Raw genomic sequence first — 13,591 nt, forward strand, 5'->3', positions numbered from 1 at the left:
CGGCCACGGCCGCGGGCCCGCCGCCCACGATCACAATCGGTCGCCCGGCCATGGTGCTGACCGTACGGGTCGCCGCTGCGGATTCGGTAGTGGCGCCGTTGAACCGCGCAAGGATCAGCCGACGGTCCACTTCTGGTTGGCACCGCCGTGGCAGCTCCAGATCTGCAGCCGGGTGCCGTTGGCCGAGCTGTTGCCGGTCGCATCGAGGCACTTGTTGGCCTGCGGGTTGATGATGTCGCGGGCCGCGGTCACGGTCCACCGCTGGGCTCCGGTGCCGTTGCAGTCCCACAGCTGCACCCGCGCCCCGTCGGCCGTGGAGCCGCCGGACACGTCAAGGCACTTGCCAAGCGCCCGGATGGTGCCGTCGCCGCCGACCGTCCACCGCTGGGCCGCGGTCCCGTTGCAGTCCCACAGCTGCACGGCGGTTCCGTTGGCGGTGCTCGCCCCGGCCACGTCGACGCATTTGCCGCCGATGCCGGTGATCTGGCCGCCGGAGCCGCCGCCACCACCGCCGGAGTCGTTGGTCACCCGCACGTAGTCGATGACGAGCTGCTGCGGAAACACCGTGCTGCCGTCCGGGTCGCCCGGCCAGAACCCGCCCACCGCCAGGTTGAGGATGATGAAGAACGGGTGGTCGAACACCCACCGGTCGCCGCCGAGATCGGTGGGAGTGCGGGTCTGGTAGACGTTTCCGTCCACGGACCAGGTGATCCGGTTCGGCGCCCAGTCTATGGCGAACACGTGGAAGGCGTCGGCGAACGCCCCGCCGATCGAGAATCCGGCGCCGATGCCCTCGCCGCCGGAGTAGCCCGGCCCGTGAATGGTTCCGTGCACAGTGGACGGTTCGCGGCCGATGTTCTCCATGATGTCGATCTCGCCGCTCGCCGGCCAGCCGACGCTGCCGATGTCGTTGCCCAGCATCCAGAACGCCGGCCACATGCCCTGGCCGCGGGAGATCTTCATGCGGGCCTCGAAGTGGCCGTAGGTCTGGGTGAACCGGCCGGAGGTGTTGAGCCGGGCCGAGGTGTACTCGCACCGGCCGTACCAGCACTGGTAGTTCGCCGGGTTCTCCCGGCGGGCGGTGATCACCAGGTTGCCCTGGCCGTCGAGCGCGGCGTTGCTCGTGCTGTTGGTGTAGAACTGCCGCTCGTGGTTGTTGACGTTGTCCCCGGTCTCGGTCAGCCACTTGGTGCCGTCGACGCGGCTGCCGGCCGGGCCGTTGAACTCGTCGGCAAACGTGATCGCGGCGATCGAGGGATCGTCGGCCGCGCCGGCCCCGCTGGCCGGATTGCCGGTGGTGAGGGTTGCCGCGACCGCGGCCGACACCGCGAGAAGGGCAAGGAGTCTTGACATCGTTGTCACCTCTCGTGCGTGCACACGCTTCCACGCCGGAAACAGAAGCGTGGGCAGGGAAAGCGGTGACCGTCACGGGCCCGGTGACAGTGACCTTTGTTGCGTGTCGCAACAAAGTATGGCAGGTCCAGACCATTAAGGACAAGAGCTTTCCGGAACCGGTTCCAGCGAGCAGAACCGCAGGTCACGGCCGGGGTGGGAACTCGGCGATGTAGACCGGTGCGCCGATCCTGGTGGTGTCGGCCGGGTCGCCGACGCCGTTGACCACGTGGTCGATCGTTCCGGCGCTGAGGTTGACGGTCATGATGTGGTGCAGCCGGACGCCAGGGGTGTCGGGAACCTCGAAGCCGTTCTCCGTGTGAATGGCCGGGTTGTTCCGGTTGAAGACGTAGACGCCGCCGCCGTACAGGGTATGGGTGCGCACGCGCTCGCCGACCTTGTAGCCGGCGAAGCCCTCGACGGTCCCGTTCATCCAGTCGGCCTGGGTCGGCGGGTCGTAGGGCAGCTCGTTCTGGTACAGGACCGTGGTTCCGGCCTGGCCGTTCCAGACCGTGTTGTACCGCTGGAAATGCTCGACGAACAGGCCGGTCGCCGTCACGTTGTCGCCGTTGATGACGGCGCCGTAGCGGCCGATGTTGGTGTTCCAGCGTTCGGTGTCGGTCAGGCCGTCGATGCCGTGGTCGGCCCGCCACACCCAGGTGTGGTCGATGAGCACGTTGTCGCTGTTGACCTCCAGCGCGGTGTCGGCCTTTCCGATGTGCGGCCCACCGACCCGGAAGTACACATCGGACAGCGTGGTCGGGTCGTGCGCCGAGCTGTGCCCCCGGCCGTGCTTGCGGCCCACCCGCAGCAGGACCGGCGATTCCGCCGGACCGGCATCGATCGTGACGCCGGCAACGACAACACCGGAGACGTCGGCGACGTCGAGCGGCGTGGCGCCATTGACGGCGGTCAGCGTGGGATGACCGAGGCCGAGGACCACCGTGTCGGGCCGCCTGACCTCGATGCTGCGCGCAATGTCGTAGACGCCGGGCGTCAGCAGCAGGTGCTTGCCGCGGGCGAGTTGGCTGTTGATGAGCCGCACCGGATCCGACGGCGTCGCGACGAAGAAGTCGGTCAGCGGCAGCGTACGGCCCGGCGTCGGTCCGTCGGCCCACGAGATGCCGCGGGTGCTCGTCCGGGCCGCCGGCACCCGGACGTGGTACCTGCCCCGCGCGTCGACGAACAGGTACGGCTTCTCCCGGCTCACCGGCGTGGTGTCGAGCGTCGTGTACGGCGGGCTCGGGAAGGCGGCGTCGTCCGGAGCGCCGACGACGCCCGCGAAGACCTGGTTCCACACGCCGTTGGACCAGCCGCCGATCTCGCTGTTGCGGGTCAGCCACTGCTGCTGCGACCCGTTGATGGTCGCCGGCAGCCTCGAGTCGGCGATGAACCCGCCGCTGGCGAACTGCGGTCCGGCCGTGCAGTAGTCCATCAGCGACAGGGTGCCGCCGCCGATGTTCAGCCGGCGCATCGACACCGCCTGGGACACCGCCCAGAAGTTCGCCGACGCCCGGCACGCGTCCTGCCCGGCCGCGTCGATGTTGAGCGACAGGTTGGACAGCGTGCGCCAGAAGTTGACCAGCGCCAGGCAGTTGCTCGTGCCGCCACCCTCGAGGCAGCGGTTGTACACCTCCACCTTGCCGTTGATCACCACGTCGGTCGGCGACGCACCAAGGCCGGCGATCTCGGTGTAGTACCCGACCTTGATCTGCAGCGGCCGCTCCGCGGTGCCGTAGGTACCCGGCTTGAACAGGAAGGCCTGGCGCGCCGAGCCCATCTCGTCGTCGACCTGCCGGGCATGCGCCGCATCGAGGATCGCCTGGATCTCGCCGACCGCCATCCCAGGATCGAAAACGGTGACGTTCGCCCCGAGAGCCGGGGCGCCCGACTGCGGCGGACCGGCCGTCGCGGTCGTCGTGACGGTCGCGGTGAGCACGAGCGCGGCCACCAAGGCCCGGCCGACGCGGGGCCTACGGTGACGGCTTGTGCAAGCGCTCTCATCGGCTGGTTGGCGCACGATCCTCATCGGCCTGCCTATTCAGGAAGGAGACGCCGTCTCCGAGACTCGAGAGAGCGCTCTCTCGTCCGGCCGGACGGCACCTCACAGCGGACGAAGTGGTTGGGATGGTTTCTACTCCCCGATCCCGTCCAGCGCTACGGCCCACGGCCATCGGTTCGCTCCGGGGAACGCGTCCCACGGCTGCACGAACGCAGAACACGGCCACCGGAACGCGAGACACGCCGGGGCCGGTGCCGCACCACGGCGCCGCCATCCGCGGGCAGCCCCACCGTGTCCCCTGAGTTGTGGCGGTCGTCGCAACACCCCGGGTCAGAACTCGGCCGCGCTGCGCGAAGTGCAGATCAGCCAGGCTTGCCAGCCCGTTTGCCTGGCCGGCCCGCGTGGGGGGCGGGTTCGTGGGCCAGTCTCGCCGCCGCAACGAACGGTGATCTTGGCGCGGGGAGTCGTCCACGGGTTGGCGGTGTGCGGGCTGTCCTAGGGTGAGGGTGTGGAGAAGCAGGTCAGGTTCGGGACTGCCGACTTGGAGCCGGATCCGTGGCGGCCGTCGGCGTGGCTGGTGTCGGTCGACGGCGTTCTGCAGTCCTATGTGGACCTCGACGATCCGACCTACCTGAGGATGCCCTTCACGGTGTGGATGGCCCAGGTGATCGAGCGGCACTGGCCCGCGGGGGCGGCGATCTCGGCGGTGCACGTGGGCGGGGGTGGGCTCACGCTGCCGCGCTACCTTGCCGCGGACCGGCCGGGGTCGGAGCAGACGGTGTTCGAGCTCGACGGTCCGCTGGTCGATCTCGTGCGGGAGCACCTCGGCCTGGATGCGGTGCCGGGCGTGCGGGTGGAGGTGCGGGACGGGCGCGCCGGGGTCGAGGGGATGCCGGACGACAGCGCCGATCTCGTCGTCGTGGACGTGTTCCGGGGCGGGGACGTGGCCACGGAGCTGGCCACCGTCGAGTTCGTCCGGCAGATCGGCCGGGTGCTGCGGCCGGGCGGGCTGTATGCGACCAACCTGTGGGACGGCGGGGATCTGGGCTTCGCGTTGCGCGCGGTCGCCGCCATCGGCGAGGTGTTCCCGCACGTCCTGGTGTTCGGCGAGACCGGCGTGCTGATCAAGTTGCGGCCGGGCAACCTGGTCGTGGTCGCGTCGAGCCGGGAGCTTCCGGTTGCCGAGCTGGCGGCGTGGGCGAAGGACTACCCGAGCTCGGTCAACTGCCTAACGCCACCGCAGTTCGCGGACACGTGCGGGACCGCCCCGCCGCTGACCGAGGCCGACCCGCAGGTGCGGCTGGTGCCGTCGGTGCGGCCATGGCGGCGGGACTAGGTGCTCACCACGCTGGCGGTGGAGAACTACCGGTCGTTGCGGCGGCTGGTGGTGCCGCTCGGCCGGCTCAACGTGGTGGTCGGGGCGAACGGGAGCGGAAAGTCCAGCCTGTACCGGGCGTTGCGGCTGCTGGCGGAGTCGGCCCGCAACGGCGCGGTCGCGGCGCTGGCGCGTGAGGGCGGGCTGCCGTCCACCCTGTGGGCCGGACCCGAGCACCTCGGGCGTTCGGTGCGCGACGGCACGCACCCGGTCCAGGGCACGGTGCGGACCGGGCGGGTGAGCCTACGGCTGGGGTTCGCCGGCGACGAGTTCGGCTACGCGATGGACCTCGGCATGCCCACGCCGCACGACTCGCACTTCGACCTCGACCCGGAGATCAAGTGCGAGGCGGCCTGGGCCGGCCCGGTGCTGCGGCCGGCCACGCTGCTGACCGAGCGGCGCGGCGCCGCCGTGCGGATCCGCGACGGCGACGGCTCGTGGCAGCGCCTGCCGCACGCGATGCAGCCGTTCGACAGCATGCTCAGCGAGCTGGCTGACCCGCACCGGGCCCCGGAGCTGCTGACCCTGCGCGAGCGCATCCGGTCCTGGCGCTTCTACGACTACCTGCGCACCGACACACACGCGCCGGCGCGGGCCACGCAGGTCGGCACCAGGACGACGGTGCTCAGCCACGACGGCTCCGACCTGGCCGCCGCGCTGCAGACGATCCGCGAGATCGGCGACTTCGCCGCCCTTGACAAGGCCGTTGACCGTGCCTTTCCCGGCAGCCGGGTGGAGATCCTCAACCACGACGGCCGGTTCGACCTCGCGCTGCGCCAGCACGGCCTGCTGCGCCCGCTGCGCGGCGCCGAGCTGTCCGACGGAACGCTGCGCTACCTGCTCTGGGTGGCCGCGCTGCTCACCCCCCGGCCACCCCGGCTGCTGGTCCTCAACGAGCCGGAGACCAGCCTGCATCCCGACCTGCTGCCGCCGCTGGCCGAGCTGATCGGCGCCGCGTCCGCGCATACCCAGATCGTCGCGGTGACCCACTCCGAGCCGCTGGTGACCGCGCTGCGCGGGGTCACGGGAGCCGAGCCGCGGACGATCGAGCTGGTCAAGGAGTTCGGCCAGACCCGCGTCGCCGGGCAGGATCGGCTCGACGAGCCGCCGTGGCACTGGCCGAAGCGCTGATCACAGCCGGGTGGCCCGCAGCGTGTAGCCGCCGTCGGCGTTGCGGGTCAGCAGCTCGAAGTGCACCCCGGCGGTGGTGTCGGTGTAGCCGGCGACCTCGCCGGCGCCGAGATCGAAGGCCGCGTCGTTCAGGCCGCTGCCGCAGACGGTGGTGGCGGGGTGGGCGTCGATCACCTGGACCGGGCCCGACCCGGACCTGATGGCCGAGTCGACCCGGTAGATCAGCACGCCGCTGTCGCAGGCCGACGCGTCAAGGCCGGTGCGGGTCCGGACCTCGGCGACGTAGGCCACCGTCGTCGACGTCCGCACGATGGCCGCCTTGATTCCGCCCGTCGTGCCCAGCGGGGTGAGGGTGACCTGCGCCGACCCGGGCGCCGCGACGCAGCGCAGCTGGACCTCGTCGAGCCAGCCGAGCTTCCACTTGTGCCAGGCCAGGTAGTCCGGCGCCGGACCGCTGATCAACCCCATCAGGTCCCAGCCGCCGACGAAGGGATGCCCGCCGGCGAAGGAGTACAGGTCCGGCAGGCTGAACGTGTGCCCGCTCTCGTGGTTGAGCACCTTGAACCCCCAGCGCCACATGTCCTGCCCGAACGTCACCGCCTGCCGGAACTCGCGGCCGTCCGCGGAGACCCCGCTGCCGGCCGGCGCCAGGAACGTCGGCGAGAAGCTGATCGCCGCCGCGGCCCGGTTCGGGATGATGTGCAGCAGCTGGAAGCCCCGGAAGTCGACCGCCGGGTCCGCGGCCCGCACCGCGTCGAGGATGTACGCCCGGTGGGTGGAGAAGGTCAGCCCGCGCTGGAAGTTGTACGCGGTGGACTGCTGCGGCATCCGGAACCAGCGGTGCACCGGGGTGACGTCGAGCGTCAGCCGGCCGTACGAGCTGGTGGTGAACCACTGGGCGCCGCCGGGCATCAGGTTGGCGAAGTCGGTCGTCGTCGGCTCGGTGGCCGGCGCGTCCGGAAAGTCGACGAAGATCGTCACGACGGTCACCCTGCCCACCGGCCGGACGAAGTTCGCCCAGTTCGTCGGGCCCTCGGACAGGTTGACACCGGTGTTGGGCAGGGCGCACGGCCCGGTCACGTCCGACCCGTCCGACACGTCGGCGGTGGCGATTCCGGTCCAGGTGAACACGGCGGCGGCGGCGAGCGCGAGCAGGGATCGCATGGCAACCACACCCGGGATTCTGTTCGAAATATCGAACTATGTTCTAAATTCTGTACCGTACGGTAGACCGCCTGGCGGCACGGTTCAACCACGTGACGTGGGTGTGCCAATGAAGTTTTCCCTTATGTCGATCATGAGCTTTCGTTGCCAGGTAGTACCGGTTACCTCGGTCTACGCTGGGCTGGTGACCGATGTTCCGGGTGTCGACGACCGCCTGCGAGTGTTGGAGGCGGTCACCGACTCAGCCCTGGCCCGGCTCGAGTTGGACAAGATCATCGTCACCCTGCTGGACGAGGTGGTCGATGTGCTCCAGGTCGACACCTCGGCCGTGCTGCTTCATGACCCCGCGTCGGATCACTTGATCGCGACCGCGGCGGTCGGCATCGAGGAGGAGGTCTGGCAGGGCGTTCGGGTGCCGGTGGGGGCGGGGTTCGCCGGGCGGGTGGCCGCCGGCAGGCAGCCGGTGATCATGGATCGGGTCGATTCGTCCACCGTGGTCAATCCGCTGTTGTGGCAGACGGGCATCCGGGCCCTGCTCGGGGTGCCGATGCTGGTGCAGAACATGCTGGTGGGCGTGCTGCACGTGGGCTCGAAGACCGCGCGCCGGTTCACCGACGCCGACGTCGAGCTGCTGCAGCTGGTGGCCGACCGGCTCGCCCTTGCCGTGTCGGTGCAGCGGTCCAGTGCCGAGCGGCAGGCGGCGGCCGCGCTGCACCGGAGCCTGCTTCCCGGGCGGTTGCCCGCCGTGCCGGGGCTGGAGTTCGCGGCCCGGTACGTCCCGGGTGCCAATGTCGGCGTCGGCGGCGACTGGTACGACGTCTTCGACCTGCCGGGAGACCGGATCGGCATCGCGATCGGCGACGTGGTCGGCCACGGCCTGAGCGCCGCGGTGGTCATGGGCCGGCTGCGCAGCGTGGTGCGCGCCTACGCGATGGAGTCGGCCGACCCGGGTGAGGTGCTCGCCAAGGTCGACCGCAAGACCAGCCATTTCGAGCACGGCACGATGGCCACCATCGGCTTCGCGCTCGTCGAGCCGTCCCACGACCGGTTGCGGCTGGCCCTGGCCGGCCACGCGCCGCCGCTGCTTGCCGACCCGGACCGGCCGGCGGCCTTCGTCGACGTTCCCACCGGTCCGCCGATCGGGTTCGGCCTGGCCACGACGCATCGCGACAGCGGCGTGGTCGACCTGCCGCCGGGCGGGCTGATGGTCTTCTACACCGATGGTCTGGCCGAGCGGCGCGACCGTCCCCTCGACGACGGGATGAGCATGCTGCGGCAGGCGGTCACCACCGACGCCCCGGACCTGGTCTGCGCCCGGGTCATGGCAGCCCTGGTCGGAACCCACCCCGCTCAGGACGACATCGCCCTGCTGGTGCTCCGCAGGTCGGCGACATGAGCATCGTCAAAGGTTGAGATTTCCGTGGATGTCACGGGCCTGCACGACCTTCCCGCTGATCTGTCCGGAAATCTGGTTGGCGACCCCCGCCGTTTCGGCATGCTGCGCGAAGATCGCTTGCCATTCGGTGCGGAGCTGGTGTGCGAACGTGGGGTCGTCTCGCTCGGCATGCTCAAGGGCCGTGGCGAGCGCCAGCACCTGAGGCGAACCCTCCGCGGCACCGCCGGCCGCGGTCAGAGTCTCGGTTGCGGCACGGTCCCCGCCGAACTTTCTCTTCACGAGATCGTAGAGGTTTCCGGCGGCTCTGCCGGCGAGGGCGGCCGCGATGGCGACGAGGACCGGCTCGGGCATGACGACTCCTCGGCTGTGTCACTGACGGTGAACGTCGACTGCTTCAGGGTAGCCGACGTTTCATTCAAGCTCGGCGATCCGCCGCGAAATGATCAATTCTGATTCGGCCGGCGACAATGCGTCCGCCCGAAGACGATCCGCCGCCAGGTGGTAAATGGCGACGTCGTCCCGATCCTGCAGGTAGCTCGAGCCGTTGAGGAACTCGAGGTAGCACACGCTGGACGCCATCTCGAACGTCAGCAACTGAAAGGACCCGTACAGCCCGGGATGCACCGGGACATCGGGCGGCATCAGGCGCAAATCCACCGTGTCCAGCCGCATCATCCTGCGTAGATGCTGGAGTTGGGCCCGCATCACCGACGGCCCACCGACGATCCGGTCGAGCACCTGCTCCTCGATCACCGCCTGGAACCGCAGCGGCGGCTCGCCCCGGAGGCGTTGCCGCGCCATCGTGGTGCGCACAGCCCGCTCGACCTGCGCCGGCGGAACTCGCAGATCTCCGGCGAGCAACGCCGTTGCGTACTCGCGCGTCTGGAGCTGGCCGGGCAGCACCAGCGGCTGGTAGCAGAACTCCTCCTCCGCGATACGCTCCAGGTCGACGAAGATCCTCGACCACGTAGGCACCGCATCCGTGCCCCGAGCCTCCCGTGAGCTGCGCTCGGCCATCCTCGCCAACGCCACCACACGCTTGATCTGCCGCTCATCGGTGCCGTACTCGCGGAGGAGCCGGATCACCTCGTACGGCTTCTGGGCGTTCCTCCCGCTCTCCAAATAGTTGATCTTTGTCTGCGTGCACGCGATGACCCGCCCGGCGGCTTGCTGGCTGAGCCCGGCTCGCTCCCGGTTCTCCCGCAGCGCCTGGCCCACCAGGAACGACGCCGCCAACCGCCCAACCATGTCACCTCCGGGCACACCCCGTCGCAGGTATGGGGCAAGGTATGTATACCATGTGCTGGTGAACGACAGCCGTGACGACGCGGTCGCACAAGCAATTGGAATGGAACTGCGAAAAGCTCGCGAAAGTGCGGGACTGACGCGCGCCGACGTCGTCGCCATGTTACCGGGAAAAATTCACGCCCAAACGCTCGCCAGCTATGAGCGCGGAATCAGGCAATGCCCGGTAGGCCGGTTCATCAAAATCTGTGGGGCGATCGGCGTGTCCGCCTCTGACCTACTCGGTTGGGCGATGCAACGCGCCGAGATCGATCTGCAGACGATCGAGGTAGACCTCGACGCGGTACTGAACGACAAACACATAGAACTCCTGCCGTTGCATCGATGGGCCCGTAGGAGGCTCGACGCCGACCCGGACGAACCTGGAATCGCCCGGCTGGATCGGATAGTTGTCCAGCAACTCGCGACGATGCTGGGCCTCACCCGACCCGAATTCGTCAAGCACCTCATCGCGTTCACGCCCCAGCCACGCCCCCGGCGGAGAACGGCCGGCCGGTAGCCGGAAGCGAGTCCACGGGCTCAGGGTCCCGAGTGGACCACGGCGTTGACGTCCGGGGGGTCGCGGAGGAGGCCGTAGCTGACCATTTTGTCGCCGAGGAACCGGAGCGAGTCGACGTCTACTCGTTCGCTCCAGACCGGGATGTTGACGGTGGGGGCCAGGGCGGGATTGAGCTTGGCGATCGCGGGGAGTGCGGCGCGGTATTCGTCCGGGTGCTCGGTGATGTACCTGGCAGTTTGGGCCGCGGCGGCCTGGAAGGCGCTGATCACGGCCGGGCTCTGGCGAATGTACTGCTCGGTGGCGGAATAGGTGCCGACGCCGAGGTTGGCCTTGGACTCGACGTAGGGCCGCAGCAGCAGCCGGGCGCCGGCGCCGCGGGCCATGGTGACGAACGGTTCGATGACGAAGGCGGCGTCCACCTGGTGCTTTTCCACGGCCGGGAGCATGGACGGGAACGGTAGCTCGACCAGCTTGATCGCGCCGATGTCGACGCCGTTGGCTTCGAGGGCGGCCTTGAGCGCGACCTCGCTGACGTTCTTGAGGGTGTTGACGGCGATCGACTTGCCGGCGAGGTCCTGCGGCCTGGTGACCGGGCTGTCGGCCGCGACGATGACGGCGGAGAAGTCGGTGTTCGGGTCGGCGCCAACGGACGTGCCAGGTGCGATGATCTTCAGGGGGAGTCCGGTGCTGCGGGCGAGCAGGACGGACACCATGTTGGACCCGCCGATCTGCATCTCGCCGGAGACCAGGTTCGGGATGATCGCGGCGCCGCCCTGCTGGGCGACCAGCTCGACGTCGAGCCGGTGCTCGGCGAAGATCCCCTTCTGCACGCCGAACGCGATGAACGAGGCCGGCGCCCCTTCGACGTCGCCGACCTTGATGCTGACCGGGGCCGTCAGACTCGGGCCGGCCTGGGCGCCGGGCGCGTCGGTTTCGCCGCCGCAGGAGGCCACCGCGAGCAGCAGAACCGTGCCGAGCGTCCGGGCGCGACGCGAGCCGGTCGCGGAACGCCTTGCCATGGGACCGCCTCCCTAGAGGTTGAGCAGGCGGCGCGCGTTGCCGTTGAAGATCGCGGCGCGCTGGTCGTGGTCGAGCCCGATCTCCTCGAGGTTGGCGATGGTCGCCCGGATGTAGCCGGGCCCCTTCTCCGGGTCGAACGGGCTGTCGGATCCGAACAGGACGCGCTCCGCTCCGTAGAAGTCGATCGTGCAGCGCAGCGCGTGGGCCGCCCCGAACATCGCGGTGTCGGCGTAGAACATGCGGAAGTAGTCCAGCGGCCGGCGGGACAGGGCGGGGCCCTCGACGAGCTCCCGCTGGTCGTCCGGGGTGCGTTCGCCGAGCTGGTCCCAGCCGGGGCCGACCCGCCCCGAGAAGTGCGGCACCATGCTGCCGCCGTGGTGGATGAGGAACTTCAGGGTGGGGTGGCGCTCGAGCACGCCGCCGAACACGATCCGGGCCATGAACGCCGACAAGTCGTACTCCCAGCCGAAGGTCCACCAGATCTCGTACCGGGAGCGCCGCTCGGTGGGGTAGTCCGGCCAGTCCGCGTTGCGGCACGGGTGCACCTGGATGACGCGGTCGAGCTCGGCCATGGCCGCGTAGAACGGCTCGAACCGGTCGTCGTCCATCGGGTGCCCGTGCACGTGCGTGTAGATCTGCACTCCGAGCGCGCCGAGCTGCGTGCAGGCGTACTCGACCTCGGCGACGGCGGCCTCGGTGTCGTCCATCGGCAGGCACGCCATGAACCCGGCGAAGCGATCGGGATGCTTGGCCACCAGCTCCGCGAGGGCCTCGTTGCCGATCCGGGCCATCTCCCGGGAGACCGCGGGCGAGCCGAGATCCTCCACCGGCGGCGCGCAGATGTTGATCACCTGCCGGTACTCCCCGAACTCGTCCATCTGCCGGAACCGCACGTCCAGATCGACCAGCGACGGGATCTTCGACACCCGCCTGCGGATGTTCGCCGCCGCGGGCGACGTCTCCATCTCGAAGAACCGGTCGTAGTACGCCTTCGGCATGGTGTGGCAGAACGCGTCGATCTTCTCCATGGCGAGATCCCCTACCGTGTACGCATAGCGCACAGTCGTTCGCTTTGCGTAGGATCCTCAAACCATAGGCGTCCGCGCCGTCCGGCGTCAACGAGGACCGAACCACCGGGGCAGGTGGTCGAGCAGATCCCGCTGATCGTCACCGACCCAGGCCACGTGGCCGTCCGGCCGCAGCAGCACGGCGGGCACGTCGAGCTCCTCGCTGACGTCGACGACGTGGTCGACGTGATCTCCCCAGTCCGCGACGGAAAGCCGGCCGGTCTGGTCGAGCAGCAGCCCGCGGCCGCCGTGCATCAGCGCGTAGAGGCGTCCCCGCTTCAGCCCGATGTCCCGCAGCCGACGGCCGAGCAGGTCGTGACCTTCGCCGAAGTCGTAACGGATCCCGATCGCGATGATCTTCTCGATCAGGTACCGGTTCACCTCCTCGAAGTCCATCAGCTCCGAGAGCAGCCGGCGCACCGCCTGGGCACCCGGCTCGGTGGAGATCAGCGCCATCTGCGCGCGGGTGTTGTCCAGCACGGCGGCGGCCACCGGGTGCCGTTCGGTGTGGTAGCTGTCCAGCAGCCCCTCCGGGGCCCAGCCGTCGATCTCGGCGGCCAGCTTCCAGCCGAGGTTGAACGCGTCCTGGATGCCGAGGTTGAGGCCCTGCCCGCCGGTCGGCGGGTGGATGTGCGCCGCGTCGCCGGCCAGCAGCACCCGGCCGACCCGGTAGCGCTCGGCCAGCCGGGTGGCGTCGCCGAAGCGGGAGAGCCAGCGCGGTGAGTGCACGCCGAAGTCGGTGCCGGCGATCGCCCGCAGCTGCCGCTTCAGCTCGTCCAGGGTCGGCGGGACCGTGCTCCTCGGCCACCCCCTCGGCGGGCGCGACGACCCGGTATACCCCGTTCCCGAAGGGCACGGCGCCGAACCCCCGATGGGTCTTGTGGACTTCGGCCACCACGGCGGCCAGCTCCTCCGGCGGCACGGTCACCTCGACCTCGCCCAGCAGCCACTCGGTCCTGGCGGGCTCGCCGGGGAACCCGACGCCGAGCAGCTTGCGCACCGTGCTGCGGCCGCCGTCGCAGCCGACGAGGTAGCGCGAGCGCAGTCGCGTGCCGTCGGCCAGCTCGGCGGTCACCCCGTGGTGGTCCTGGCTCAGCCCGACCAGTTCGCTGCCGCGCCGGATCTCGGCGCCGAGCTCGGCGGCGTGCTCGGTCAGCAGCCGGTCGGTGACGGGCTGCGGGATGCCGAGGAGGTACGGATGTGCGGTGTCCAGCCGATCCGGCTGCGGCTTGTTGATGCC

Annotated in this window: 11 protein-coding genes and 1 pseudogene; 4 read left to right on the top strand and 8 right to left on the bottom strand. The window is 69.8% G+C overall.

Annotation, left to right across the window (positions count from 1 at the left end):
• Nucleotides 1-114: 114 nt before the first annotated feature.
• On the bottom strand, nt 115-1,353 hold the full coding sequence (locus VGX25_RS29120; protein WP_326921132.1) for a ricin-type beta-trefoil lectin domain protein: 1,239 nt from the start codon (nt 1,351-1,353) through the stop codon (nt 115-117).
• A 184-nt stretch (nt 1,354-1,537) separates the two neighbouring features.
• Complete coding sequence (locus tag VGX25_RS29125; protein WP_326921133.1) at nt 1,538-3,331, bottom strand: hypothetical protein; 1,794 nt, start codon at nt 3,329-3,331, stop codon at nt 1,538-1,540.
• A 571-nt stretch (nt 3,332-3,902) separates the two neighbouring features.
• On the opposite strand from VGX25_RS29125, the gene VGX25_RS29130 reads away from it, so the two are divergent.
• A complete protein-coding gene (locus VGX25_RS29130) occupies nt 3,903-4,730 on the top strand; it encodes a fused MFS/spermidine synthase (RefSeq protein ID WP_326921134.1) in 828 nt (275 codons plus the stop codon).
• Nucleotides 4,731-5,900 (top strand): AAA family ATPase, encoded by a 1,170-nt coding sequence (locus VGX25_RS29135; protein ID WP_326921135.1) that lies wholly within the window; start codon nt 4,731-4,733, stop codon nt 5,898-5,900. It begins immediately after the preceding gene.
• Here the strand turns inward: VGX25_RS29135 and VGX25_RS29140 are convergent, their stop codons facing one another.
• Complete coding sequence (locus VGX25_RS29140; RefSeq protein WP_326921136.1) at nt 5,901-7,064, bottom strand: M6 family metalloprotease domain-containing protein; 1,164 nt, start codon at nt 7,062-7,064, stop codon at nt 5,901-5,903.
• A gap of 184 nt (nt 7,065-7,248) precedes the next feature.
• Between VGX25_RS29140 and VGX25_RS29145 the strand changes: the two genes are divergently transcribed.
• A complete protein-coding gene (locus VGX25_RS29145) occupies nt 7,249-8,460 on the top strand; it encodes a GAF domain-containing SpoIIE family protein phosphatase (RefSeq protein ID WP_326921137.1) in 1,212 nt (403 codons plus the stop codon).
• Between the two features lie 6 nt (nt 8,461-8,466).
• On the opposite strand, the gene VGX25_RS29150 is transcribed toward VGX25_RS29145, so the two are convergent.
• A complete protein-coding gene (locus VGX25_RS29150) occupies nt 8,467-8,811 on the bottom strand; it encodes a hypothetical protein (RefSeq protein WP_326921138.1) in 345 nt (114 codons plus the stop codon).
• Between the two features lie 60 nt (nt 8,812-8,871).
• Nucleotides 8,872-9,708, bottom strand: coding sequence for a helix-turn-helix transcriptional regulator (locus tag VGX25_RS29155; RefSeq protein WP_326921139.1), 837 nt, complete (start codon nt 9,706-9,708; stop codon nt 8,872-8,874).
• Between the two features lie 58 nt (nt 9,709-9,766).
• On the opposite strand from VGX25_RS29155, the gene VGX25_RS29160 reads away from it, so the two are divergent.
• On the top strand, nt 9,767-10,264 hold the full coding sequence (locus tag VGX25_RS29160) for a helix-turn-helix transcriptional regulator (RefSeq protein ID WP_326921140.1): 498 nt from the start codon (nt 9,767-9,769) through the stop codon (nt 10,262-10,264).
• A 20-nt stretch (nt 10,265-10,284) separates the two neighbouring features.
• On the opposite strand, the gene VGX25_RS29165 is transcribed toward VGX25_RS29160, so the two are convergent.
• The 3 genes and pseudogenes from VGX25_RS29165 to VGX25_RS29175 form a co-directional block, all read right to left on the bottom strand.
• On the bottom strand, nt 10,285-11,283 hold the full coding sequence (locus VGX25_RS29165; RefSeq protein WP_326921141.1) for an ABC transporter substrate-binding protein: 999 nt from the start codon (nt 11,281-11,283) through the stop codon (nt 10,285-10,287).
• Between the two features lie 12 nt (nt 11,284-11,295).
• On the bottom strand, nt 11,296-12,312 hold the full coding sequence (locus tag VGX25_RS29170) for an amidohydrolase family protein (RefSeq protein ID WP_326921142.1): 1,017 nt from the start codon (nt 12,310-12,312) through the stop codon (nt 11,296-11,298).
• An 87-nt stretch (nt 12,313-12,399) separates the two neighbouring features.
• Nucleotides 12,400-13,591, bottom strand: a pseudogene (locus VGX25_RS29175) (FAD-dependent monooxygenase); the annotation flags it as partial.

Source organism: Actinophytocola sp. (genome assembly GCF_035942955.1).
Lineage (GTDB): Bacteria > Actinomycetota > Actinomycetes > Mycobacteriales > Pseudonocardiaceae > DASYTH01.

Coding starts and splice junctions, on each gene's coding strand:
- VGX25_RS29120 (WP_326921132.1), bottom strand. CDS start 1,353: ATGTCAAGACTCCTTGCCCTTCTCGCGGTGTCGGCCGCGGTCGCGGCA.
- VGX25_RS29140 (WP_326921136.1), bottom strand. CDS start 7,064: ATGCGATCCCTGCTCGCGCTCGCCGCCGCCGCCGTGTTCACCTGGACC.
- VGX25_RS29150 (WP_326921138.1), bottom strand. CDS start 8,811: ATGCCCGAGCCGGTCCTCGTCGCCATCGCGGCCGCCCTCGCCGGCAGA.
- VGX25_RS29155 (WP_326921139.1), bottom strand. CDS start 9,708: ATGGTTGGGCGGTTGGCGGCGTCGTTCCTGGTGGGCCAGGCGCTGCGG.
- VGX25_RS29165 (WP_326921141.1), bottom strand. CDS start 11,283: ATGGCAAGGCGTTCCGCGACCGGCTCGCGTCGCGCCCGGACGCTCGGC.
- VGX25_RS29170 (WP_326921142.1), bottom strand. CDS start 12,312: ATGGAGAAGATCGACGCGTTCTGCCACACCATGCCGAAGGCGTACTAC.